Consider the following 23,638-nt stretch of genomic DNA (forward strand, 5'->3'; position numbering starts at 1 on the left):
CCGCAATGGCGCGCAATTCGTAACCAAGGAGTTCGCCGATCCGCTGCGCCCGCCCGAGGGGACCATGGTCGTCACGTCCTCTAGAACGCTCAACCCGCCGTCATGAGCCGCAGAGTCGCCGCTGTAGGTGCCGCCGGCTGGCGTCGTGCTCCGTTAGCTCGTCGAACGACTTTCGGCCTCGCGACGTCTGTTGAGGGCGGCGTAGGAATTGCGGAGATGGCCGTCCATGAGGATGCGGGCACGCTCGGGTTCGTGGTGTTCGATGGCGTCAAGGATCATGCGATGGTCGTCGAGGCTCCGCTCGAGTTGACGGTCGTCGTAGAACTGGAATGAGCCCATCATCATTGGCGCCAGAGCAAGGTCTTTTGCGATTGCGTAAAGCCTTGGAGCAGAAGCAGTTTGAAGAATCAGCAGATGGAATTCGTGGTTCAGTTCAGAAATGTGCGTCCGGTAACCGTCTGGGCGGTCCCGGTTGAGTTGCAGCATCCGTGCATTGAGTTCGGTGAGGGCGTCCAGCTGATCCGTGGTGCGCTTCGTCGCCGCCAGACGGGCGCCTTGTCCTTCAAGCAGCGCCCGGATCTCCATGATCTCCGCCGCGTCTTTCGTTGTCCATTCGGCGACGAAGGCACCTCGATGAGGTTCGAGCACCACGAGACCCTCCGCGGATAGTTCGCGGAGGGCCTTGCGGATCGGACTGCGACTCAGGTCGTATTCGTCGGCGAGGTCGGTTTCGGTCAGGTGGCTTCCTGGCGGGATGCGACCGCTGGTGATGCGTTCGCGGAGGTCGGCCAGGATGCTTTCGCGGCGAGGTGCCATGTCCCCTTCCTGGGCCGGTGCCATGTCGCCAGCGACCTTACCGGTCGGGGTGGGGCAGTCCGAGCAGGTCGAGGGTAGATGCACCGGCCAGGATGCGGGCCCGCATGTCGTCTTCCTTGTCCTGCCGACCCGCGGCAGACGTCAGTGCGGCATCCACGTCGCTGGGGTGGACGCGCACCAGGCCGTCCGCATCGCCGACGAGAATGTCTCCGGGTTTGACGAGCACGCCGCCGACGGTGACGGGGACGTTGACCTTGCCGGGCTGGACCTTGCTGGTCTTGCGGATGCACACCCCTCGGGTGAAGACGGCGAACCCGGATTCGATGATCTGCTGGCTGTCGCGGACGGCACCGTCGATGACGAGTCCGGCCAGACCGCGTTGCTGCGCGGCCAAGGTGAGGACGTCGCCCCACGGGCCGGCATCGGTGTAGCCCTTGGCGTCGACGACGAGGATGTCACCGGGCCCGGCTTCCAGCAGCGCCACGTGGACGTACCAGTTGTCGGCCGGCTCCAGTGCCACGGTGACGGCGGTTCCTGCGATCTTGGTGCGAGGATCCAGCGGTTTGAGCACAGGGTCGAGCGCGTCACGTTGTCCGTTGGCTTCGTAGACGGTGGCCGCGCCGAGTTCGGCGAGACGGGCGATCGGCGTGGCTTGAGTGGTGGTCATAGTCTGGATTCCTTTGAGGGCGAAAGAGCTTCGGCAGTGGTGTCTGAGTCGAGTGCGGCGCTGCGCATGGTGGCTTCTGCATCGCGGACGAACTTCAGGCCGACGACGAGGCCGGCGGCGATCAGGCAGGTGATGCTGACGGCGGCCAAGCCCCAGTTGTTGGTACCGGTCGCGTCCTTGAGCGCGCCGAAGCCGAATGGGCCGATGAATCCCCCGAGGTTGGCCAGCGAGTTGATCGAGGCCAGCCCGACGGCGGCGGCGTTGCCGGTGAGGAACATGGATGGCAGAGACCAGAACGGACCGTATGTGGCGTAGACCGCGACGGTGATGATGGTCAGCAGCGCTATCGACAACAACAGGTTGTTGGTGGCGAAGGGCATTAGCGCTAGGCCAATACCGGCGGTGATTAGCGGTATCCCCACGTGCCACCGTCGTTCCCGGGTCTTGTCGGAGTGGCGGGCCCAGAACACCATGACGACCGCGGCGATGCCATAGGGCAGAGCGGTGATGAACCCAATGGCGGAATGACTTAGCCGGTCACTGGCTGCGGCAAGGATGGTCGGGGTGAAGAATGCCAGCACGTAGATGGCCACGGACTTGCTGTAGTAGATCAACGCCAAGGCGAGGACGCGGATACCGGCAAGACTGCGCCAGAAGGACATCGTCCCGTGACGCTCCGCCTTCGCCGCCGCTTCCGCGTCGAGTGTGTCAGTCAGCCATGCCTTTTCGTCGGATGTGAGCCATTTGGCCTTGTCGGGACTGTCAACCAAGGCCTTTATGGCGACGCCGGCCAGGACCACGGCGGGCAATCCCTGCAGGATGAACACCCAGCGCCAGCTTTCGAATCCGAACCAATGGACGTTGTCGAGTATCACCCCCGACAGCGGTGCGGCGATGACGGTGGCCAAGGGCAGCGCGATCATGAAGGTGGCGACCACGCGCGCGCGGTCGCGTTCGGGGAACCAGAACGTCAGATACAGGATCACGCAGGGGAAGAAGCCGGCCTCGGCGACGCCGAGCAGGGTCCGCATGATGGCCAGCTGAGTGACGTCCTGAACGAAGCCGGTGCCCATGGCCACCGCGCCCCAGGTGACGAGGATGCGGGTAATCCAGCGGCGGGCACCGACGCGGCGCATCAAAATGTTGCTCGGCACTTCGAAAAGGAAGTAACCAATCGAGAAGAGCCCGGCGATCAGGCCGAACTGAGTTTCGCTGATTCCGAGGTCATCGTTCATTTCCAGGGCAGCGAATCCGACGTTGGCGCGATCGATGAACGCGATGACGTAGAGCACTATCAGCAACGGAAGAATCCGCCACTTGATCTTCTTCAGCGCCGTCGCGCCGACGGGTGCCACCATCGCGGTGCTCATGCCCGCACCTCCTGCATGTCCACTGTGGCGGTTGATCGGTATTGGCTTCGGTCAAGCCAGTCCAGGGTGGCGGAGAACGTCGCTGCCTCGGGTACTCCCACGTCGGCCACGAGTGCGGCGGTGTGGGCGAACGCGCGGCCGACGTGCTCCGTGAGCGTGGCCGGGTAGCCGCCGGCCTCCAATTGGTCAGCAGCGGAGGTGGTTTCAACACATCTCCTCTTGGCCTGGGCGGGGTGGCTGGACACCATCGCCGTCAACAGCTCGGTGAAGGGGCGCTCGTCGATGTCACCCATCGCGGCGAACAGCTGATCCAACAGTCCGAAGCGGCGAGCAGCGGGCAGCACCTCGACTGCCAACGCTTCAATGCCCTTGGTCACGACCGACCGCAACAGCTTCACCCGCACCGCGTCGCCCGGCTGGCTGTCGGGCAGGTACTGGACCGGTGCGCCAACTGCGGCGAATAGTGCGTCGACGTCTGCGTATCGGGGTCCGGCGACCAGCAACGGCGTGCGCGCGCCGGTCAATCCGACCGCACCGGTGATGGCGGCGTCGACGTACCGCAGCCCTGCCGCCACAGCGGCGCGCGCGCTCTGCGCCTTGGATTCCGGATCGGCGGTCGTCAGGTCGACGATCACGGCGCCTGCTGTTGCCGAGCCCTGCACCGCCAATGCTGAATCCGTCAGGGCCGCTCCCGGCACGCACATCAGAACGATCTCAGTACCTTCCGCTGCGGCCGCTGGCTGACCGGCGATGTCAATCCCCTGCACAGCGGCCCAACTTTGGGCTGCCCCTGACGGAAACGGGTCCGCGAGCGACACGACCGCGAACTCCGATTTCACCACGTCGCGGGCCCAACAGAGGCCTACTGCGCCGACGCCTACGACTCCAATTTTCATCGTTACCTCAACTCGGTGGTCCGGTGCTTGTGACCTGACTCACGATACAATTTAAGTACAAAATGTCAACATTGGGCCTAAAAATGTCGACTATGCCAGTAGATGTACTAAAACTGTCCTTAGCGCGGTCGCGGGCGCATCCTCGCGCACCGCCGACCGCAACATGGCGACCGCGGAATCTCGGTATCGGCCGAGGAGTCCAACGGCCTCGTACGGATTCGACGTGCGCGGCGGCGATGACGTTGAGGGCGTGCGGCGGGTGCGGTTTGCTTCTGGCCTTCGGCGACTCACCGATCAGCGTGACCAGGTACGGTCCTGCCGCCGCGGGCGCGGGTGTCGGATGACATTGAGCCTGCGATCACGCGGGCGGCGATGGTCTGGCTAGGCGGATGGGGCCCGGCGCATCCCGTCGATCACGAGTGTCAACAGTCGGGACCGTTGAGCGTCGTCACGGCCCTGATCCCCGAGCCAGGCGATCGCAGCGGCGACGTCGAGCAGATCCGCACTCGAGACGTCATCACGCAGCCGCCCCGCGTTCACGGCGCGGTCCAGGAGGGCCGCCCCGGCGCGCTTGCTGCGCTTGCACGTGGTGTCGTCACCAGCCTCCGGGTTGACGAGGGTGCGGGCCAGGCCTTCGAACAGACCCGCCTGGGCGACGAAGGCGTCGAGCCAATCGGCAAGCGCGGCAACGGGATCTGTGGCATTCAATAGTCCCTCGCCGCGTTCGGCGAGGCCCAGCAAGCCGTCGTCGATGACCGCCAGCACCAGATCGTCACGGCTGGGGAAGTGCCGGTACAGCGTGCCGGCCCCCACGCCCGCGGCCTTCGCGATGTCGTCGAGGGATGCGGTGACGCCGCCGCGCTGGAACGCCGCGAGCGCGGCGTCGAGCAGGGCGCGCCGGTTGCGGACGGCATCGGCCCGCAACGGCCGTGACGGGGCGGTTGAACTAGCCACGCGGACACCTTCTCTCGACAAGCGGAGACACTCTCCGTATGGTTACCGGAGACATTCTCCGAATTCTAGCGAGGTATGAGAGACATGCACATCAGCACCATGCCCATGCCCGATCCTTCGCATCCGCTCTCGCAGGTCATCGACGGCTTGAGCGACATCGCCGCCAGGGGTTTCCACTCGCTCTGGCTGCCGCAGCTGCCCGCGGGACCGGGGTCGTCGGGCTGGGACCCGCTGATCGCCCTGGCTCTGGTGGGCCAGCGCGCGCCGGAGGTGAAACTCGGCACCGCGGTCAGCGTGATCTACGGGCAGCATCCCTTCACGCTCGCCCGGCTGGCGGCGACCGCATCGGCGGCCGTCGGGGAACGGCTGACTCTGGGGCTCGGCGTGAGCCACCCCGCCGTGGTGGAGGCGCTCGGCTACCGCTATGACCGGCCCGCTGCATTCCTCGACGAGTATCTGACCGCGCTACTACCCGCTCTCGCCGGGCAGCCCGTCGACGTTCACGGCGACTTCCTCACCGCCGTCGGTCAGCTCGAGGTGTCGCAGGCGCCCGTGCCATCGGTCGTCCTCGCCGCGCTGGGCCCCCGGATGCTGCGCATCGCGGGGTCGCGCACCGACGGCACCGTCACCAGCTGGGTCGGTCCGCGCACTCTCGACGAGCACATCGTGCCCTCGCTGACCAAGGCGGCCGCTGATGCGGGTCGTCCCGCGCCGCGGGTCATCGCAGGCCTTCTCGTCGCGCTGACTACGGATGCCGACGCCGTCCGCGCCACGATTGACGGCGACTTCGCCGCGGCGGGGTCGATGCCCGCCTACCGCGCCATGTTCGAACGCGAAGGTGTCAGCGGACCCGGTGTCGTCAGCATCGTCGGCGATGAGGCGTCCGTGAAGGCGCAGCTGCACCGCCTCGCCGACATCGGCGTCACCGAGTTCGTCGGAACACCGGTGGGCGACGCCGAGACTCAATCGCGCACAATCGATCTCCTCGCTGCGCTCTGAGGTGGGCCCTTGACCTCAAGCGGTCAATCGCTCGACCAGTTGGGCAGGTGCATCCTCGGATAGCAGATGGCCGGCGTCGTCGATCCACGTCAGCCCGCGATTGGTGACGCGTTGTTCGATCCACTCGCCGTGGGGTGAGGGCAGAATTTGGTCGTCGCGACCCCACAGCAGCGTGACGGGGACGTCGATGCTGCCCAGCGGGTGTTCGTACTCGGCGGTGTCGTCTTCGCTGAGCTGTCGGTACTGCCGGTAGAACGCGGCTTGCCCGTCGGCGCCGAGCCAAGGGGTCAAATATGTTTCGAGGATTCCCGGGCGATAGCCCTGATGCGTGCCGTTGCGTAGGTGGGCGGTGACCAGTGCCTCGTGGGCGTAGGCGGGAAGTTGTTCGAACACGTCGTGGTGTTGGCGGATCAGGCCGAACAGGCCGTGCTCCCAGGTTCCTCCCGTGACGGCGTCGAAGAGGGCCAGATCTGAGTAGGCGGCGTGTTCGAGCAGCAGTGCGCGCAGCACGATCGCACCGCCGATGTCACAGGCAACGATGCTGGGGCGCTGTAGGTTCCATCGCTGTCGGAGATCGGCGAAGTTGCGCCCTTGCGCCGCGAGGGTGAGATCTTGACCCTCGTGCTTGTCGGATTGTCCATAACCGAGGTGGTCGAAGACGTAGACGCGTCGGCCACGGCGGGCGAGCGCCGGCGCAACGTCGCGCCACAGGAACGACGAGTACGGCGTGCCGTGGACGAGCACGATCGGCGGGCCGTCGCCCAACTCGTCCCAGCGCACTACTCCGTCGTCGAGCTCGGCTGATTTGCTCAAGGTCCACGTCATGCGACTCCTCCAGGCTCGACGCCCCAAAAATGTTGCGGCTCAACGGGAATCTACGACGCTGCCGCGTGGCCGTCGATCACGCGTCTTGGCCCACCACGGCGGTAACGCGAATTTCGACGCGCATCTTGGGTGCGCCGAGAGTGGCAACGCCGATCTGGGTCCAGATGGGCGCGCGCTCACCCATGCGTTTACGAAATTGCTCGACCATGACTCGGTTGTGCTCGTCGCCGATCGAAACGTCTGTCTCGGCCACGTGATAGGAGTTCACGGAAACCACGTCGCGCCACGTGGCACCGGCGGTGGCGAGCGTGCGCTCGACGTTGTCGAAGGCCGCGACGATCTCCTCGGTGAGGTCGGTGGGGAAGTTGAAGTGGTCGTCCCAGCCACCCTGCCCGGAAATCTCGACGTGATCGCCTATCCGCACGGCCTGGCTGTAGCGCAAGTTCGCCAACAGCGTGTCGCCGTAGCCGGGGGTTACGAAGAACTCTGGTGTTGTACCCATTGGGGGAAGGCCTCTCTTATTGACTTCATGTGTGAAGTCAACGTACCACGGGATGACTTCACGCGTGAAATGTTTGTGCGCCTGGGTATCGTTCTCGTATGTCCGACGACACCCAATGGCTCACGTCAGCCGAGAAGGAGGCCTGGACGGGGCTGGTTTCTCTGGTCCTGCTGCTGCCGGGCCGGCTAGAGGCTCCATTGCAGCAGGCTGCCGGATTGACTCTGTTCGAGTACCTGACCCTGAGCCAGGTCTCGGAAACGTCCGAGCGACAATTGCGGATGAGTGAACTTGCCTACTTGGCCAACGGATCCCTTTCGCGCTTGTCGAACGTGGTGAAGCGCTTCGAGCAGCGCGGCTGGGTGGTCCGCTTTCCCGATCCCGAGGACGGCCGCTATACGATCGTGGCGCTCACCGATGCCGGATACGAGAAGGTCGTGGCGGCGGCACCAACCCACCTGGCCACCGTGCGCCGGTTCGTGCTCGATCCGCTCAACGCCACGGATGAACGCGCGCTGGCGCGAATTGCCGAAAAGTTGCGGACGCGGCCGGAGGACCTCGCATAGCAAGACCTCGGTTGCATCCAGTCTGGCGGGCCACCAGAGTGGGAACAGCTGTGTCACCCGCGGCACGCACGGGGATCTGACCGGTCGGACACTGCTGATCGAGGGCGCTTCCGGCGGCGTCGGCAGCGCGGCAACGGTTTTCGCGTTGGCTGCGGGGGCTCGGGTGATCGGCACTGCCCGACCCGCGAACCATCGGTTCCTCGCCGATCTCGGAGCCGTGGCGACGACCTACGGACCGGAATTGGCCGAACGCGTCGGCGCGCTGGCACCCGAGGGCGTTCATGCGGCCTGTCACGCGGCGCCGTCTGCGTCACTTGCCTCCGTCCGGGAGGCGCACGAATTGGCCGAGAGCGGTGCCGGCAAGGTCGTCGTCACTCTGACTTGAGCACGCGCCCAATCGTTTCGCCGACCTCAACCCTGCCGTGGAGCGGGGGCGAGGACGTGGTTTCGTTCGTGGTCGAAGACCACTTCGGTGCGCACACCGGCGACTTCGCGCCGTTTGGTCAGGGAGTCGAGCACGAAGTCGCGCAACGCCTCCGTGGACGGGACCGCGACGTGCATGACGATGTCCTCGGCGCCAGTGGTGATGAACACCTGCAAGGTTTCGGGTAGTTGAACCGCGAAGTTGCGGAAACCCAGCACCACGTCGCGCGACTGGGGGCGCAACCGGACGGTGATCATCGCCTGCACGGGACGTCCCAATTGGGCGGGGTCGACCACGTAGTGAACCCCGGCCAGGACGCCACGCTCCCGCAGCGAGCGCACGCGCTCCAGCGTGGTGGACGGTGAGACCCCCAGCGCGGCGGCCAGGTCACGGTTGCTGCGCCGACCATCTCTTTGCAATGCGGCGACGATCGCGGAATCTAATTCGTCCATACCGCCACGATGGTACTGCTGATCGAACAAAATTCGGCTGTGGTGGAGTGTGGGCTTGATATTGCCTACCTTGGGCGTCATGAGCGAACTAACGACGCCTCTCCGGGCACATGGGCAAATGGATCGCCTGCAGACCAAGATTGCGGTCATCCTCGACGAAGGTCTGCCCGTGTGGCAGAAGCTCAACGTCACGGCGTTCCTGGCCAGCGGCATCGCGGCGACGTCGGTCGATGCGATCGGCCTGAACTACGCCGACGCCGACGGCACCGACTACGCGCCGATGTTCGGGCAGCCGGTCATGGTCTTCGGTGCCGACAGTGCGCGCCTCGTCCGTACTCTCAACCGAGCGCTGGATCGTGGGGTGTCGCCGGCGATCTTCACCTCGGCGTTGTTCGGCACCGGACACGATGACGAGAATCGTGCGGCCGTGGCAGCGGTCCGGCGGGCCGAATTGGACGTCGTCGGGCTAGCGGTGCGTGCCGAACGCAAGGTCGTCGACAAGATCGTCGACGGACTCAAACTTCACGTTTGATGCCACTCCGCCGACCAGTGGATCGATGCCGAAGCTCTGTGGCCACGCTCACAGTGAGATCTGGAATCGCTTCGATGTCGAAGCGACTTGTACGCGGTGTAACTGCTTCACATTCGAAGCACATAACCGAGGAGCAATCATGAAGGCAGTCCGCTACCGCCGTTACGGAGACAGCGACGTTCTGGAATACGAGGACGCTCCGCGACCCGTTCCCGGCCCGCAAGAGGTGCTGATCGAGGTGGCCGCCACCTCGTTCAACCCGGTGGACGCCGGCATCCGCGGCGGGTACCTCGCCGAGGTGTACACCGTCAGCTTCCCGCACACTCCCGGAGTCGACGTCTCCGGCACGATCGCCGAGATCGGTGAGGGCGTGGCGGGCTGGAACGTCGGCGACGCCGTCGTGGCGTTCCTGCCGCTCGATGCCGACGGAGCCGCCGCGGAGTACGCGATCGCCCCGGCCGAATCACTGGCTGCCGCACCGACGTCGGTTCCGCTGGCCGATGCCGCCGCGCTGCCGGCGGCCGGGTTGACGGCGTGGCAGTCACTCTTCGAGATCACCGGCCTCACCGACGGTCAGTCGGTCCTGATCAACGGTGCCTCGGGTGCGGTGGGCGGATACGCCATTCAGTTGGCCAAGCAGGCCGGTGCCGTGGTCACGGCGACCGCGAAGGACCGTGATGCCGATCGGCTGCGCGGCTACGGCGCGGACCGCATCGTCGATTACGTCGACTACGCCCAGTCCCCGCTGGTGGTCGAGGGCGCGCCGTTCGACGTGGTGCTCAACCTGGTTCCCACCTCCGACGAGCAGACCGAGGCGTTGATCGGGTTGGTGGCCGACGGCGGCTTCCACGTCGGGACGATGGTCTTCGGACCGGAGGATCCTGGGCGCGGGGTCCGTTCGCAGCGAGTGTTCGTGCGTAGTGACGCCGCGCAATTGGCTGGGCTGGTGCGCCGCGTCGACGACGGGTCGCTGCGCGTCGAGGTGGTCAACCGTCGCCCGCTCGCCGAGGCCGCTACGGTGCACGCCGACTCCGACGCCGGCCGCCTGCACGGCAAGACCATCCTGCTGCCCACCAGCAAGTAGCGCCCTGCCACAACCACATTCGAGTACCGGCCACCGTGCCGTCCCGTCGTCTCCTCCGGCAGGACGGCACTGCGCGCACGGCCCAGTCCCTTGGTGATCTCCACGCACTGGAGCGCACACCGCACGATGCCCCAAACGTCGGCGGCCGGCCGGCTTGAGTCCTTAGGATCGAGTTGCTCCCGCAACCAGAGGATCGCCAATGAAGATGCGTGCATGCCTACTCGTCGTGATCGTCTGCGCTGGCGCGCTGCTGAGCCCCGGCACCGCCACGGCCCAGAGCGCGACGAGCCTGCCCGTGCTCCGTGGGCTGACGCCCGTCGCCACCCTGAACAACACCGAGGAGGGCCGGGCTGCCCTGGCGGCAAACCTCACGGTCACCGGGGCGATCCAGAACGGGATCGCCAATCAGCCGACACTTCTGCCGTTCCCCGATCAGCAGCAGCAGGCACTGCGTGACGCCTTCATCACCGACGGCAACGCCTATCAACTCGCCGACGGCCTGGGGACCAAGCTCGGTGACGCCTACCAGAGGTTGACGTCCTATACCCGCGACGAGGACTACACCAACGTCTCACCGGCGGTCGCGAATCTGATCGCCTACGCATCGGCTGTCACCAAGTCCGACTCCAACGCGGGGAAGTACTTCTTCGCCAACGCGACCACCGACGGCAAGGAACCGGTGTCGGCGGAAGCACTGGCCATCCTGCACCAGGCGGGCGGGGTCACCGACATCTTCGGCAAGGCCTACAACCTGCCGGCGGGCACCGAGGGGGCCGACGCCTACGGCGACTCCCGACCGTTCCAAACCGAGCCGCATCTGCTGACTTACGCCGGGCCCGACTTCTTCGGGGCTCCGTCTGACAACGTGGCGTGGCTGCGTGGGCCGGAGCAGAACCTGGTCGACAGCCCGTCCTACCCCAGCGGCCACACCACCTACGGCTACACCGAATCGCTGGTGCTCGCCCTGTTGGTCCCCGACCGCTATCCGGAGATGATGGTGCGCGCCGCCGAATACGGCAACGACCGCGTCATCATCGGCGCGCACTACGCCATGGACGTGCTCGGGGGTCGGACCTTGGCCACCTACGACCTGGCGCATCTGCTGGCGAACTCGCCGGACTACGTCGGCGTCGACCGGGGCGGGGTGCGGATCGACGACTTCCGTCACGCGCTGGCCGAGGCGCGATCCGACCTGACCGGGGCGCTCGCCGATGCGTGCGGGAACGCCGTCGCAGTGTGCGCCAGAGACGACCAGAGCCGGTTCGCGCGGCCGGACGACAACGCCCGATTCGTTGACACCACCCAAACCTATGGTCTGCCAACGGTATTCGGCCAGAACGCAAATGCCGCCGTGGACGTCGGCAAGGTGGCGCCGGAAGCCGGATATCTTCTCACCGCGGCGTATCCCTACCTCTCGCTGGACCAGGCGAACGCCATCCTGACGGCGACCATGGGGCCGGGCGGCGGTTTCCTCGACAACGGGAGCGCCTTCGGGGTGTACTCGCGCCTCGACCTTCACCGGGCGGCGGAACAAGCCCTCGCGGCAGCACCGAGGTAGGTGCCGTCAGTTCGTGAGGAGTTCTCGAGCTCCCCGCTCCTCGGCAATGGAGTTACCGCCGTCGACGACGAAGACCTGACCGGTGACGTAGGACGCCGCCGCAGAGGCCAGGAACGCGACGAGAGCCGCGACCTCGTCGGGCCGACCGGAGCGTCCCATGGGGGTGGCCGCTCCCATCGCGTTCTCGTGATCGCTTGCCGAACCCGTCGAGATCCAGCCCGGTGCAACGATATTGGCAGTGATGCCGTGATGGGCGTTGTCGACGGCAATCGACCGCGTCAGGCCGACCAGAGCTGACTTTGCCGCGTGATAAGAGGCATCGCCTCGGTAGGCCATTACCGAACCCGACACCGAACCCACGTTCACGATCCGCCCGAACGACTGCTGCACCATGGGGGCCAACGCGGCTCGGGTGACGAAGAAGTTGGTGTCGAGGTTGCGGGAGATCGCCGCGTGCCACTGATCGTCCGACGTCAGTTCGGCAGGCGTTTGTTCTTCGCTGCCCGTCGTCGCCGTCATGCCCGCGTTGTTGACGAGGACGTCGACTCGACCGAAGCGTTCGACGGCGTCACGGACGAGGCGCTGTGCGATCGAGGAGTCGCTGAGATCGCCGATGAAACCGACGGCCTGAGCCCCGACCGCGGTCAGCTCGGCGACGCGGTCCTCGATGCGCGACGACGTCGCCGCGATCAGCAGCGCATGTGTCGGCGCCAAGGCCTGGGCGCACGCGAATCCGATGCCGGTGGGGCTGCCTGCGCCGGTCACCACCGCGACGGGCCTCGACCGGTCGACTGTTGCCGGAACCATCACTTGTTACCTCCAGAGTTGAACGATCGACCGGATGGGGCTCACGTCGGATCGTCTGAACAGCCTAGACATCCGATTCCGTCGTCCAGAGGGACGGTCGGCGCCGTGCCACCGCACGCCGACTGACTACGGACTGGGTGTGACGACTAGCATGTGAATAGTGTGACCGCGCCACGCCTTCGGCACATTCCATGAGAATTCAAGAGAGGCAATGGTTTTCGCGATGCAGCAGGATGCCGTCACCACCGCCGAAGCGGTGATGCGACTGATGGAGGCGGATCGGTACGCCGAGATCGACGAGCTCCGCGTCCCGGCGCTGCGCGATCAGGTCTCGGCTGACGCGCTGCGTGAGCCCTGGCAGGAACTGATCACGACGTACGGATCGGTAACCAAGGTCGGTACGCCCTCGAGTGAGTCTGCCGGTCCGAACAACACGGTGGTGAGGATCCTCGTCACGTGTGAAGGCGGGGCGTTCGCCGTGGTGATGTCGGTCGACGACGCGGGCGGTCTGCAAGGTCTGCAATTCGCGCCACCGGAGGCGGCCGAGCCGGTGGCCCCCTGGCAGCCGCCGCCCTACGTCGACCCGGCGAGCTTTACCGAACACCCGGTCACGGTCGACTCCTAGCCGTGGGCGACACCGGGCACGCTGAGCCTGCCGAACTCGTCGCGACCGGTGCCGGCCGTAGTCCTGCTCGCCGGGTCCGGGCCGGCTGACCGCGATGCGACGATCGGCCGCAACAAGATGATGAAGGACCTCGCCTGGGGTCTGGCGAGCCAAGGAATCGCGATGCTGCGCTTCGACAAGGTCACCCACACCCACGGCGAGGCGCTGGCAGACGTCACCGACTTCACCGTGGTCGACGAATACGTGCGGCCCGCGGTCGCAGCGGTACGGCTACTCCGAGACCACCCATCGGTCGACGCCGGCCGAGTCTTCGTGCTCGGTCACAGCCAGGGCGGCACCGTGGCCCCACGCATCGCGGCGGCGGAACCTGCCGTCGCCGGCCTGGTCGTACTGGCCGGCGCCACGCAGCCGATGCATCACGCGATCGTCCGCCAATACCGTTATCTCACAGCCCTTCAGGAGCCTGAAGGAGACCTCGACGACAATCCCACCATCCAGGAAATCAGCAGACAGGCCGCCCTCGTCGACGGCCTCGAGCTCTCCTCGTCCACACCGAACCATCCGCCGCCATTGGGCATCCCGTTCGCGTACTGGCTCGATCTACGCGGTTACGACCCCGTCGGGGTGGCCGCGCAGCTGGGTAAGCCGATGCTCATCGTGCAGGGGGGCCGCGACTACCAGGTGACCGTCGCCGACGACCTCGTCGGCTGGCAGACCGGCTTGGCGGGTCGTCCCGACGTCACCATCCGCGTCCTCCCCGCGGACAATCACCTGTTCTTCTCCGGCTCCGGACCATCCGAACCCGCCGAATACGAACCGGCGCAACACGTTGACGACGCCGTCGTCGCCGACGTCGCGCAGTGGATTCACCAGCACGCGTACACGACCCGCGAGGGGTGACTCGCCGCCCGTCAGCCCATGGGGCCGTCGGGGATGGGTGCGTTGCAGCGGTCGCGGAAGTCGGCGGCGGCCTGCCGCACGGCCCGAAGTTCGTCGCGCACCTGTGGATTCGCCTCGCCGTACGCTTCGATCTCCGTGCGCATCTCGTCCCGCGACTTGCCCTTGAGGCCGGTGAAGAACGCGTTCACGTCCGGGTGGGTGAACAGGTAACTCGACGTGCCGGCGTTCACCCCGGACATGACCCCGGCGAGATCAGCGGCGGTGCAGTTCGGCGGGTCGGCGGTGGCGGTCGCGGCGGTACCGACCAGCATCGCGCCGGCGATCATGCCGACACCAATCATGCTGCGGAAGAACATCGTTGGGCTCCTTCATCGAATGGTTGGCGGGACGTGGGGCGGTGCTCAGCGACGTGGACCGATGCCACCGCCTCCGCCGCCGGGCCGTCCGGGCCGTCCGGGGTCCCAGATGATGTCCACGTCCCAGCCGTCGTCGCAGTACCAAGGGTCGGCACAGTACGACGGGTAGCTTGGCCCCGCGATCGGGGCGTCGGGTCCACCGCCGCGGACCGAGCCCTGGGCGCACACGGTGGCTGCCCCGGCATTGGTGCAATCCGCCGACGCGGGCGAGGAGGCCACGATTCCCACGGACAGGAAGGTGAGGACGAGACCCACGCTCGTGCAGCACTGTCTCAGTCGCATGGTGCATCCCCTGACTACACGGCCCCCGTCACGGCCCGCGCCGAAGCGGTACTGCGCAGCATAGTTGCTGGTCAAGGACTTCGGCCAGGGTCTACTTTCGTGAGCGTCAAATTGTCGAAGTCCGAGGATTTCGCTCGCAGCGGGTGTACCGTCCGCCTCGGATCGACTCGAACGGGGGACGACATGGCCGACGGTGACCGCGACTGGACCACGCCAGCGGCGATGGCAATACCGAAAGAGGGTTACTTCGACCTTGAACGGGGACGGTACGGTCCGGTGTTTCCGCGGACTCCGGCCTGCCACGGATTCTCCATCATCGCGAAGGTGAAGGAGGGTCGCGAGGAGGCCGTGCGGGCGTACGGAAAGACCATCGAGGAGACGATCGCCGCGAGTCCGGAGGCGTTGGCACCGTTGCGCCTGCACTATCTGCGGTGGGTGCTCTTCGACGTCGGATCCGGACTGCACTTCCAATATCAAGGCATCTTCGACACCGACTTCGACAAGTACACCGAAGACGCGGTGCAGCTCTTCAGTGCGACCGGCATCACCACGGTGTTCACCAATCTCGTTGGCTTCCCGGAGGATTGGAAGGAGAACTCGGAGGCGTTCATCAACTTCGTCCGAGAGCATCAGGTGCCAAGTTTCCTGGAGTACGGCGAGTACCCGTACGTGACGGCCGACGAGATCAAGAAGGCGTTGCGATTGAAGGCGTCCTTCTCGACCATGCTCGACCAAATGCAATGAGTGAATTGGCACCCACGTCGACGCTGGAGCTGGACGACATCCAGCACATTCTGTTGACGCGGACACCAGCCATCACGGGACGCTACGAGTTCTTGACGTTCGACACCGCCGTCGGTGGCCGGGCGTGGCTCGCGGAGCTGTCGGACAAGACCCAGTCCGCGGCTGAAGCAGTCGACGAGATGGAACAATCCGACCGCTGGGTGACTCTGGCATTCACGTGGAATGGCCTACGCGCGTTGGGAGTGCCCGAGGATTCGTTGGCGACCTTTCCCGACGAGTTCCGGGAAGGCATGCCCTCGCGGGCCAGCATCTTGGGGGACACCGGCGCCAACGACCCCGGGCGGTGGGTCGGCGGCCTGGCCGGAAACGACGTGCACGCGATCGCGATCCTGTTCTCCCGCAACGACGAACAATGCCGTCGATCGATCGAGGAACACGACGGGCTGCTGTCCAGAACCGACGGTGTCCGGAGCCTCTCGTATCTCGATCTCAACGCGACGCCACCGTTCAACTACGCCCACGACCACTTCGGATTCCGCGATCGGTTGTCGCAACCGGTGATGAAGGGTTCCGGGGAGGACCCGACTCCCGGGTCGGGAGACGCGCTCGAACCGGGCGAGTTCATACTCGGCTACCCCGACGAGGACGGGCCCGTCGCCAATCTTCCCGAGCCAGAGATCCTGTCCCGCAACGGTAGTTACATGGCCTATCGGCGGCTCGAGGAACACGTCGCCGTCTTTCGCGAGTATCTCCGTGAACACTCCGACACGACGGAGGCAGCCGATCTGCTTGCCGCAAAGTTCATGGGGCGCTGGCGAAGCGGAGCACCGCTCGTGTTGGCGCCGGATGCCGACGACCCCGAACTCGGTGCGGACCCGATGCGCAACAACGACTTCAACTACAAGGAGATGGATCCGTTCGGCTATGCGTGTCCACTCGGCTCGCATGCCCGCCGGCTGAATCCGCGGGACACCGCGCACTACATGAACCGCAGGCGGATGATTCGGCGCGGCGCGACCTACGGATCCGCGCTGCCAGAGGGCGCGCCCGACGACGGGGTCGACCGTGGCATCGCGGCGTTCATCATCTGCGCGGACCTGGTGCGGCAGTTCGAGTTCGCTCAAAACGTCTGGATAAACGACGAGTCGTTCCACGAACTCGGCAACGAACACGACCCGATCGGTGGCGCGCAGGACGGGACGATGGACTTCACCGTCCCCAACCGACCGATCCGCAAGGTGCACCGGGGAATCCCGGCGTTTACGACGTTGAAGGGCGGCGCCTACTTCTTCTTGCCCGGGCTGAAGGCGATGCGTTACCTCGCGACGCTGGGCGACTGAGGGACCACCATGACCACGATGCCGCGGGCACGCACCTACAACCAGAACCACCTCGCCAGGACCCGTACCGGTGGGCGGCGCGTCAGCATCTACTGGAGTTGGGCGTATCCCTTGGAGGCGCAACGAGATCCGGCCGCGATGGAGAACCGATTCTCGACCATCACCGAGGTGCGCAACGTCGCGTGGCCGGCGTACGAGACACCCGAGTACGACGCCCCGAACTTCCTCCAGGGCATCGCGGGGACGTTGGAGTTGTTCCATCGATCCACCTTGGACTTTCAAGCGCTGGCCGAGGAGGCCACCGGCCATCCGGTGGCGGTCTTCCAGCGAATCGACCAGGCCGGCTTCAAGCTCCCCATCGACGAACGCGTCCTGGACGACACCGACACGCTGATGATCTTCGGGCTCGACCACCTCTTGTCCCAGCAGGAGGCCGCGCCGGAAGAAGTCGCCGCGATCGCCGAGTGGCTCGAACGCGAGGGCACGTGCCTGCTGTTGGCGCCGCATCACGACGTGGGCTTCACCGACGACTACGGTCAGCGGCAGGTGGAGTACGAACACCACGGTGACCGGCTGGTGCCACGCCAGCAGCGTTTTGGTCAGTACACCCGTTCGTTGATGAACGCGCTCGACGTCCCGGTGCGCAACATCTGGGGGTTGCGACCCGCCGTCGACGACGGCACCAACGACATCGCACATCTGACGGCCATCCGCGATCTGGACACCCCGCGGCTGCTCACCGACGTCACCACCTTGAACTTCCACCCGCACCTGCCGCACTACGAGCTCACGGTCCCGGAGAGCGACGCGGTGCGGGTGCTCGGTCGCCAGCGCGTCGACCCGAACCGTCCACATCCCTTCACCAGCGACGGCGCCACGGAGTTCAACGCGTTGATCTGGATGCCGCCGGCGGATCGGCGCGCCGGGGACATCGTCCTCGTCGACTCGACGCACTTCACCACGCTGTTCGGCGGTACCGACAGCCTTCGCAACCTGTGGCGCAACCTGGTGACGATGACGTAGTTGCTCAGCGCCCGATCGCCGCGGCCAACATCTCGACGACGCGTCGGGCCGACTCGTCCTCCGGCGGTGCCTGGGTGGGGTTGAGGATCACCACGCTGGCGCCGACGAGCGCGGGGGAGGCGAACGCGACGCTGAGAACGTCACGGAGCAGGGCGAAGTCGAGTCCGCGCGGGTCCCGGTAGTCCACCGCGGGCATGACGTCGCTGGAGAGCACGTCGAGGTCGAGGTGCAGCCAGAATCCGACTGCCCGCGCGTCGAGGGCCGCGACGGCGCGTCGCGCGTGACCGCCGGGGTCGGCCACCAGCTCGTCGATCGGCACAATCGTCGTCTCGGGCGCGAACGCGCGTGGGTCGGGCGAGCCTTCTGCGGCGGCATCCGCTTCGTCGAACGGTCCGAGGACGACGACGCGACGATGTGCGAATGCCGGTGTCCGGTCGGCGAATTCGACCAGCGGTTGAGCGCCGACGCCAAGCAGGATCGCAAGTTCCATGTCGGCGCACTCGCCGGTCGTCGACGTGGCTCCGTCGTAGCAGTCGAGGTGCCCGTCGACGAACAGCAACCCGGCCTCGGGATGGGTGCGTGCGACCGCCGCGGCGACGCCGATGAGGACGGTGCAGTCGCCGCCGACGAGGAGGGGCCGACGGCCCTCGGCGAGCAGCGCCTGCGTGCTGTCGCGGATCACCCGTGATTGGTTGAGTAGATCCTTTAGTCCGATGACACCGGTCTCGGCGTCGCGGCGAGGGTCGGCGATCGCGACTTGCAGGTTACCGAGGTCCTCCACCCCGAGGGCGTCGACGAGACCGGCTGCGCGCAGCTCGGCGGGCATCAGTTGGCAGCCGGCGAATCGGCCGGAGCAGTCCGACGGAACCCCTAGTAGGACGTCGAACATGGCAGGCCTCAATCGTCGTAGGGCGGCTGTCGGTCGTCGACGAACGCGGCGACGGCGGCCTTCGTCGCCCACCACAGTGCCGCATGGCGGTCGGCCTCCGTGTGGCATTCGAATTCGTCGTTCGTCATCCTGGTCAAACCTCTTGTGTAGGTCATCATTTGCTCCGATCCGGCGATGAATCGACTATGTCGCGTCGACGACCCGGAGTCTGTCCGCCGACTGGCGGAAAGGTCGGGGGACTCGGGTTTCCGCCGATCGGGGGAGGCGTGCGAGGCCGCCTGTCACCCGGACGTGACGTCCCCCCGAATGTCTTGGGACAGCCTGTTCGTGTGGTCGGTCCGATGGTCGAAGGTGTCTCGGCACTCGCCGAGGACGTCGACGCTCAGATGCGCGACGGGTGGGTCGTCGGGCTTCGGTGGCGGTATCACCCACACGTTCACGTCTACTCCGTCGCGCGTAAACGAGGTGCCATGGGACTTGAAGTCGGAACTGGCCTGCCAGCCGTGTTGCCGCAAGCGTTCGATCACCGAGTCGGGGGACACCTCGCGAGTGCGATCGGCTCCCGGCATCCAGAGCAACAGATAGCCGTGACCTCGGAACGGCGCTTCACCCTGGTCGTTGCAGGACTTGTACCCGAACGTCGCCTCGGCCACCTCGCCTCCGAGATCGGACACCACCTGGCGGGACACATCGACGACCTGACGACGCGCATCCTGTGGAGAAATCGGATTCGACACGGTGTCAGCGCATCCCGTCACGCAGAGCAGCGCAAGCGCCGCCGCGACGGGTAGATGTACGAGCCTCAACGGTCAGTACCCCTGTTCTCTTGATGTTCATGGTCAGCCGCCCGGCCCGGTGTGATGGTTGTCGTTGTCGGAGGTGTGCACCAATTCCGGGTCGATCACGATCGACGGCGGCAATCCCGGTATGGGGAAGGGGAATCCGAGAGTCTTCACGCGGTGGTCGGCGGTCATTCCGTCGTGCTCCAGAGCATCCCCGTGCCCGGAGACGATGTCGGCGACGCTGAACAAGGACTCCGAGCCGTCCTTGAAGTACGAGGTGTGTTCGTTGATCGGGTTGGGACTGAAGTCCGCCACCTCGGCGTGGAACCGGGTGGACCCGAAACCGTCCATGGCGGGGTCTGCCCCCAGACCGACGCCGGGGACGTGGAGGTGTTCGCGTCCAAGATTGGTGACGAAGTCGGTCGACGCCGAGCCCACGTACAGGTGCCCGTTGGGCGGGAGGTGGAAGTCGGCGGCCGATCTGGCCAAGTCCGTTCCCGGGCACCCGACCAGGACGACGTCATCGGCGCGCATGCCGTAACCCGCCGCGGCGTCCGCGACCGTCGTCGACCCGTAGGAATGCCCGATCACCGTCGTATGCGACGGGCTTTCGTCGTGGGTGACGCCGAGTGCGTTGACGTCGGGGGCGAGGATTTGAGCACCGTTGCGCGCCATGTTCGGCTCCGCCACCGCCAGATCATCCGGTGCGTCATAGCCCATCCACTGCACGACGGCGGTCGAGTCGTCCCAGTCCGCCTTGTTCGCCTCGTTGTAGACGTTGACCCCACTGCCGTCGGACAGCGTTCCCGCCGACACCGACGTCGTCAGGCCGGACACCATCACCGACGTGTTCGCGGCCTTGTCGGGGTCGCCGATGGCGATCGCGGCCGCTCCGTCGCCGCCGAACGCCTCGGGGTCGTACTTCATCAGCAAGATGTCGGGCGTCTTGCCGTAGGGGTTCTTGGCGTCCGCGGCGTCGGTGTCCAACGCATCCTGGACCTTGCCGGCGTTCTCGTAGCGGTCCATCATCGGCCCGGCCATGCCGTACTTCTCGGGGTGAGCCAGGACCTCCTCCTTCGTCACCCCTCTTGACGTGGCGACTTCGGCCGGGCGATCGAGATCCCGCTGCAGGATGGCCTTGTTCGCGATGCTGCGGTCGGCCACGGGAATGCCGTTGAGATTGCCCAACTTCTCGGGCCACGTGTTCAGCAGTCTCGTGCGCTCGTCGTCGCCGAGCGACTTCCACCACGTGTTGACCTCCTCCGCACTCCTTCCGACGGGGATCTGCGCGCCGGTGTCGTACGGCGGAGCCTGCGGCACGTCGCCGCTGCCGAACTGAGCCGGCGTGCCGTCGAGCCCCCCGACGGCGGTGCGGAGTTTCTGGCTGACCGCCCGATCGGTGGCGTCGAAGCCCGCCAGTAGGGCCTTGACGTTCACCGTGTTCGCGGCCGCCAACTGCCGCAGCCTCATGGCGTTGGTAGGGCTGACCTTGGCGTACTGGTCGAGTGCACTGCCCGGTCGAACCGAAACGGTCCCGTCTGGAGCGACGTGCCATCCCTGGCCGGATAGCTGGGCGACGGTCTGGAGGACCGTCGTTCGCGTCAGGATCAGCGCGGATCCGCCCTCGTTCAGCACGGTCTGCGCCGCGCTGAGCGCGTCGTGGATCTGCCGCATCTGGCGGAGGATGGGTTGGGCCTTCGCGACGGCGGCATCCGCGGCGGGGCCCTGCCAACCGGCCCTCAGCTCGGTCAGCGTGGCGCGCTGGGTGTCGATCTGCGACGCGAGGCCGGAGGCCTTCTCGCCCAACTGCGTGGCCGACTGCGTCAACCCCTCTGGCCGGGACGCCTCGACCTGGGGAATCGTCACGGTCACGGCGACGGTCCCGCGGCCGCAGTCACTATGCGGTCGTGCCTAGCCGACGGCCGAGGTCGCCGTCGGTGTGGTGGTATCTGTCAGCGGCCGCCGAGAGATTCCTTGCGTGGGCGGCGATCTCGTCGTGGACGGCAGTCGCGGCGGCGTCGAACATCGTGCCGGCGAGGTGGCAGGCCTGCTCGACGAGCAGACCCGACATGCCGGTGCCTGCGTTCGCCATCGACGGCCCCGCGGCCATACCCGACACGTAGGCTCCGACGTCGCTCTGCGCCGCTGCAGCGGTCCGAAGCCGGGCCGGGTCGACTCGCAAGACTCCTTCCACGTACACGATCCTAAGTCCGCCGGCAACGGTGTCCGTGCACCAAAATTCTCTGACCGGCGTGGTTCGGGATCAGTCAGCGAACGCGGGCGATGACGTCGAGTTCGACACCGCGCGCCTTCGCCATGTGGACGGGATGTCGCGCGGACCCGTGGTGCAGGTCGACCGGCCCGTGTGGCGAGTCCCATCCCCACTTGCCGAAGGCACGTCGCGCGTCCTCGACCGTCGGTACCGACGTGCCGGCGATCCCCGCGAGCAGGTGGACCCCCGAGTAGGTCGTCTCGGCCATGGTGCCAGGGGGTGGGGCGGCCGACTCGTCGGCCGGGCCGATCCCGTTCACCAGATCGAACGCGCGACCGAAGCCGGCGGTGAATTCGACGGCCGACGCCGAGTCCAGCCCGGCAAACCACCCCGCGGATACGAACAGGTTCGCGGTTGCATCGGCGCCGCTGGCGAGGATCACGGTCTCGTCGGTGAACGGGCTGAAGCGGGTGACCGTCGCATCCAGTCCCTTGTCTCCGAAGGCCCGGTTGAAGCGCACCGCGTCCGATCCCACCAACAGTGAGATCACTCCGTGCGCGCCGCTGCGCTCGATCTCGTTCAGCACGCGATCCCAGCACGCCGGGTCGTGGGTGTCCAGCGGCAGGAACCTCTCGCCGAGTATCTCGATACCGGTGTCGCGCAACCCAACTCGCGTGGCGGCCGCCGTTCCGCGGGGCCACACGTAATCGTTGCCGACGATGAACCACCGACTCAGCCGCTCCTCGGTGCGCAACCAGTGCAACGAGGCCACGATCTGATCGCCGGGGACCTCCCCGCTGCACAGCACGCCGTCGCTGCGCTCGCCGCCCTCGTAGGCCGCGGCGTAGACGTAGGGCACGTGGCCGCCGACGACCTTGGCAATGGCCTGGCGCGCGTTCGACAGGTGCCACCCCGTGACGGCGTCGATCGAGCCGGACTCCAGGAGTGCCCCGATCGTGGCGGCCACCGCCGCCGGGTCGCCGCTGCCGTCGACGTGCACGAATTCCACGGTGCGACCGGCGACACCGCCCGCGGCGTCGATCTCGGCGGCCGCCAACTCCGCGGCGGCGTGACACTCCAGACCGAAGATCCCCGCCGGACCCCGCCGGGGCAACACCAGCGCGACACGAAAGTCCTTGGGGCACGAGGCTCGAGGTTCGAGAACCGGGGCGCCATCTGGCATGCTGGCTCGGGATGCGGTCTGACCGCGGGTGGAGTCGTTTGCAGAAGGCAGGACATGGAAGCTGTCGCGGATACTCTCGAACTGCTCAGGCGGGCGGCCGTCGTGGCCGCACGTCTCGAAACCGCGCTGTCGAGTACCGATCTCACGGTGGATCGCTGGCGCGCGCTGGCCCACATCGAATCCAATCCGGGCTGCTCGATGTCCGACGTGATCGACGCGTTGGTCGTCCCGTCGACCTCGGCGACCCGCATCGTCGATTCTCTCGTCGACATTGGCGCCGTCTTCCGGACGCTGTCCCCGCACGATCGTCGCAGGACGACGTTGCGACTGTCCTCCCATGGCCAAGGGCTCCTCCGAGACGTCGAACCGACGATCGCGCAGATCTGTTCGTCTCACCTGACGGAGACCTCTCTACCGTAGAGCTCCCTGCGAACGGGCGCAGATCTTGCGCTTGCGCTTGACGTTCCCCGGTGGGGGTGTAGGTTCAGCCATATTGATCCCATTTGGGATCAATGCCGTCGGTCAGCGGGAGGCGCGCCATGGCTGGTTACCAATATCGTTGTCTTACAGATGGATTCGTAGAGGTGTCGTTTCCGATTGGCACCGCTCCCACCAGTGTGGAGTGCGATTCGTGTCGCGGTCCGGCCCGGCGGGTGTTCTCGTCACCGGCGCTGACGAGCCGAGATGCCCCCGGGGTGAAGGCACTCGACATGCACGAAAGGTCGCAATCCTCGCCAGGGGTGGTCACCAGGCCGACCAACGACCAGACGTACCGATCCACCCGCGGCACCGC

At 66.3% G+C, this 23,638-nt stretch carries 27 protein-coding genes and 1 pseudogene; 12 read left to right on the forward strand and 16 right to left on the reverse strand.

The features are described from left to right. Window positions 1-153: 153 nt before the first annotated feature. The 5 genes from ASD37_RS00170 to ASD37_RS00190 all read right to left on the reverse strand — a co-directional run bounded on the left by ASD37_RS00170 (window position 154) and on the right by ASD37_RS00190 (window position 4,703). Entirely contained in the window at window positions 154-840 is a 687-nt protein-coding gene (locus ASD37_RS00170) for a GntR family transcriptional regulator (protein ID WP_056546339.1), read from the reverse strand. Window positions 841-853: 13 nt separating this feature from the next. Next, window positions 854-1,483: a 4-carboxy-4-hydroxy-2-oxoadipate aldolase/oxaloacetate decarboxylase gene (locus ASD37_RS00175; protein WP_056546343.1), complete on the reverse strand. Its 630-nt coding sequence runs from the start codon at window positions 1,481-1,483 to the stop codon at window positions 854-856. Further along, window positions 1,480-2,853 carry an MFS transporter gene (locus ASD37_RS00180; RefSeq protein ID WP_082569877.1) on the reverse strand — a complete coding sequence of 458 codons (1,374 nt, stop codon included), beginning with the start codon at window positions 2,851-2,853 and terminating at the stop codon, window positions 1,480-1,482. Before ASD37_RS00180 ends, ASD37_RS00175 begins: the two co-directional genes overlap by 4 nt. Beyond that, window positions 2,850-3,749, reverse strand: a complete 900-nt coding sequence (locus ASD37_RS00185) for an NAD(P)-binding domain-containing protein (RefSeq protein ID WP_082569878.1) — start codon at window positions 3,747-3,749, stop codon at window positions 2,850-2,852. The genes ASD37_RS00180 and ASD37_RS00185 overlap by 4 nt, the downstream gene beginning before the upstream one ends. Before the next feature lie 381 nt (window positions 3,750-4,130). Beyond that, a complete protein-coding gene (locus tag ASD37_RS00190; protein ID WP_162253206.1) occupies window positions 4,131-4,703 on the reverse strand; it encodes a TetR/AcrR family transcriptional regulator in 573 nt (190 codons plus the stop codon). Window positions 4,704-4,778: 75 nt separating this feature from the next. Between ASD37_RS00190 and ASD37_RS00195 the strand changes: the two genes are divergently transcribed. Next, window positions 4,779-5,702 carry a TIGR03564 family F420-dependent LLM class oxidoreductase gene (locus tag ASD37_RS00195; RefSeq protein WP_056546352.1) on the forward strand — a complete coding sequence of 308 codons (924 nt, stop codon included), beginning with the start codon at window positions 4,779-4,781 and terminating at the stop codon, window positions 5,700-5,702. Window positions 5,703-5,717: 15 nt separating this feature from the next. On the opposite strand, the gene ASD37_RS00200 is transcribed toward ASD37_RS00195, so the two are convergent. Beyond that, the gene (locus tag ASD37_RS00200; protein WP_056546355.1) at window positions 5,718-6,527 is read right to left on the reverse strand and encodes an alpha/beta fold hydrolase; all 810 of its coding nucleotides are present in this window, start codon (window positions 6,525-6,527) and stop codon (window positions 5,718-5,720) included. A gap of 76 nt (window positions 6,528-6,603) precedes the next feature. Continuing rightward, window positions 6,604-7,029 carry a Rid family hydrolase gene (locus tag ASD37_RS00205; protein ID WP_056546358.1) on the reverse strand — a complete coding sequence of 142 codons (426 nt, stop codon included), beginning with the start codon at window positions 7,027-7,029 and terminating at the stop codon, window positions 6,604-6,606. 98 nt (window positions 7,030-7,127) lie between these two features. Here ASD37_RS00205 and ASD37_RS00210 point away from each other — a divergent pair, with 98 nt between their 5' ends. Together ASD37_RS00210 and ASD37_RS32640 are read left to right on the forward strand one after the other, a co-directional pair. Continuing rightward, the gene (locus ASD37_RS00210; protein WP_056546361.1) at window positions 7,128-7,592 is read left to right on the forward strand and encodes a MarR family winged helix-turn-helix transcriptional regulator; all 465 of its coding nucleotides are present in this window, start codon (window positions 7,128-7,130) and stop codon (window positions 7,590-7,592) included. A gap of 16 nt (window positions 7,593-7,608) precedes the next feature. Beyond that, a pseudogene (locus tag ASD37_RS32640) lies at window positions 7,609-7,977 on the forward strand (hypothetical protein); the annotation flags it as partial. 26 nt (window positions 7,978-8,003) lie between these two features. On the opposite strand, the gene ASD37_RS00220 reads toward ASD37_RS32640, so the two are convergent. Continuing rightward, complete coding sequence (locus tag ASD37_RS00220; protein ID WP_056546367.1) at window positions 8,004-8,468, reverse strand: Lrp/AsnC family transcriptional regulator; 465 nt, start codon at window positions 8,466-8,468, stop codon at window positions 8,004-8,006. 79 nt (window positions 8,469-8,547) lie between these two features. Between ASD37_RS00220 and ASD37_RS00225 the strand changes: the two genes are divergently transcribed. The 3 genes from ASD37_RS00225 (at window position 8,548) to ASD37_RS00235 (ending at window position 11,642) form a co-directional block, all read left to right on the forward strand. Beyond that, window positions 8,548-9,000 (forward strand): DUF2000 domain-containing protein, encoded by a 453-nt coding sequence (locus ASD37_RS00225; RefSeq protein WP_235567929.1) that lies wholly within the window; start codon window positions 8,548-8,550, stop codon window positions 8,998-9,000. 139 nt (window positions 9,001-9,139) lie between these two features. Then, entirely contained in the window at window positions 9,140-10,084 is a 945-nt protein-coding gene (locus ASD37_RS00230; RefSeq protein WP_056546383.1) for an NADP-dependent oxidoreductase, read from the forward strand. Between the two features lie 199 nt (window positions 10,085-10,283). Continuing rightward, the gene (locus ASD37_RS00235; RefSeq protein WP_200959726.1) at window positions 10,284-11,642 is read left to right on the forward strand and encodes a phosphatase PAP2 family protein; all 1,359 of its coding nucleotides are present in this window, start codon (window positions 10,284-10,286) and stop codon (window positions 11,640-11,642) included. A 6-nt stretch (window positions 11,643-11,648) separates the two neighbouring features. Here ASD37_RS00235 and ASD37_RS00240 read toward each other — a convergent pair whose 3' ends face one another. Next, complete coding sequence (locus ASD37_RS00240; RefSeq protein ID WP_056546387.1) at window positions 11,649-12,449, reverse strand: SDR family NAD(P)-dependent oxidoreductase; 801 nt, start codon at window positions 12,447-12,449, stop codon at window positions 11,649-11,651. A 223-nt stretch (window positions 12,450-12,672) separates the two neighbouring features. On the opposite strand from ASD37_RS00240, the gene ASD37_RS31905 reads away from it, so the two are divergent. Further along, on the forward strand, window positions 12,673-13,074 hold the full coding sequence (locus ASD37_RS31905; protein ID WP_200959727.1) for a hypothetical protein: 402 nt from the start codon (window positions 12,673-12,675) through the stop codon (window positions 13,072-13,074). Window positions 13,075-13,122: 48 nt separating this feature from the next. After that, the gene (locus tag ASD37_RS00245) at window positions 13,123-13,974 is read left to right on the forward strand and encodes a S9 family peptidase (RefSeq protein WP_200959728.1); all 852 of its coding nucleotides are present in this window, start codon (window positions 13,123-13,125) and stop codon (window positions 13,972-13,974) included. Window positions 13,975-13,985: 11 nt separating this feature from the next. Here ASD37_RS00245 and ASD37_RS00250 read toward each other — a convergent pair whose 3' ends face one another. Together ASD37_RS00250 and ASD37_RS00255 are read right to left on the reverse strand one after the other, a co-directional pair. Beyond that, entirely contained in the window at window positions 13,986-14,330 is a 345-nt protein-coding gene (locus tag ASD37_RS00250; protein ID WP_056546390.1) for a heme-binding protein, read from the reverse strand. A 45-nt stretch (window positions 14,331-14,375) separates the two neighbouring features. Next, complete coding sequence (locus ASD37_RS00255; protein ID WP_056546391.1) at window positions 14,376-14,672, reverse strand: hypothetical protein; 297 nt, start codon at window positions 14,670-14,672, stop codon at window positions 14,376-14,378. 183 nt (window positions 14,673-14,855) lie between these two features. Here ASD37_RS00255 and ASD37_RS00260 point away from each other — a divergent pair, with 183 nt between their 5' ends. The 3 genes from ASD37_RS00260 to ASD37_RS00270 are packed head-to-tail and all read left to right on the forward strand — an operon-like array spanning window position 14,856 to window position 17,779. After that, a complete protein-coding gene (locus ASD37_RS00260; protein ID WP_056546392.1) occupies window positions 14,856-15,416 on the forward strand; it encodes a hypothetical protein in 561 nt (186 codons plus the stop codon). Then, a complete protein-coding gene (locus ASD37_RS00265) occupies window positions 15,413-16,756 on the forward strand; it encodes a hypothetical protein (RefSeq protein ID WP_056546394.1) in 1,344 nt (447 codons plus the stop codon). The genes ASD37_RS00260 and ASD37_RS00265 overlap by 4 nt, the downstream gene beginning before the upstream one ends. A gap of 9 nt (window positions 16,757-16,765) precedes the next feature. Further along, window positions 16,766-17,779, forward strand: coding sequence for a hypothetical protein (locus ASD37_RS00270; RefSeq protein WP_056546397.1), 1,014 nt, complete (start codon window positions 16,766-16,768; stop codon window positions 17,777-17,779). 4 nt (window positions 17,780-17,783) lie between these two features. Here ASD37_RS00270 and ASD37_RS00275 read toward each other — a convergent pair whose 3' ends face one another. The 5 genes from ASD37_RS00275 to ASD37_RS00295 all read right to left on the reverse strand — a co-directional run bounded on the left by ASD37_RS00275 (window position 17,784) and on the right by ASD37_RS00295 (window position 22,845). Then, complete coding sequence (locus ASD37_RS00275) at window positions 17,784-18,668, reverse strand: arginase family protein (RefSeq protein WP_056546400.1); 885 nt, start codon at window positions 18,666-18,668, stop codon at window positions 17,784-17,786. Window positions 18,669-18,949: 281 nt separating this feature from the next. Continuing rightward, on the reverse strand, window positions 18,950-19,405 hold the full coding sequence (locus ASD37_RS00280; RefSeq protein WP_156720672.1) for a hypothetical protein: 456 nt from the start codon (window positions 19,403-19,405) through the stop codon (window positions 18,950-18,952). Window positions 19,406-19,507: 102 nt separating this feature from the next. Beyond that, entirely contained in the window at window positions 19,508-21,322 is a 1,815-nt protein-coding gene (locus ASD37_RS00285; protein ID WP_235567930.1) for an alpha/beta hydrolase, read from the reverse strand. 25 nt (window positions 21,323-21,347) lie between these two features. Further along, on the reverse strand, window positions 21,348-21,644 hold the full coding sequence (locus ASD37_RS00290; RefSeq protein WP_235567931.1) for a type VII secretion target: 297 nt from the start codon (window positions 21,642-21,644) through the stop codon (window positions 21,348-21,350). Window positions 21,645-21,717: 73 nt separating this feature from the next. Next, a complete protein-coding gene (locus ASD37_RS00295; RefSeq protein ID WP_082569881.1) occupies window positions 21,718-22,845 on the reverse strand; it encodes a substrate-binding domain-containing protein in 1,128 nt (375 codons plus the stop codon). A gap of 54 nt (window positions 22,846-22,899) precedes the next feature. Between ASD37_RS00295 and ASD37_RS00300 the strand changes: the two genes are divergently transcribed. Then, complete coding sequence (locus ASD37_RS00300) at window positions 22,900-23,265, forward strand: MarR family winged helix-turn-helix transcriptional regulator (RefSeq protein WP_056546409.1); 366 nt, start codon at window positions 22,900-22,902, stop codon at window positions 23,263-23,265. Window positions 23,266-23,638: the final 373 nt, after the last annotated feature.

The organism is Mycobacterium sp. Root135 (genome assembly GCF_001426545.1).
GTDB lineage: Bacteria > Actinomycetota > Actinomycetes > Mycobacteriales > Mycobacteriaceae > Mycobacterium.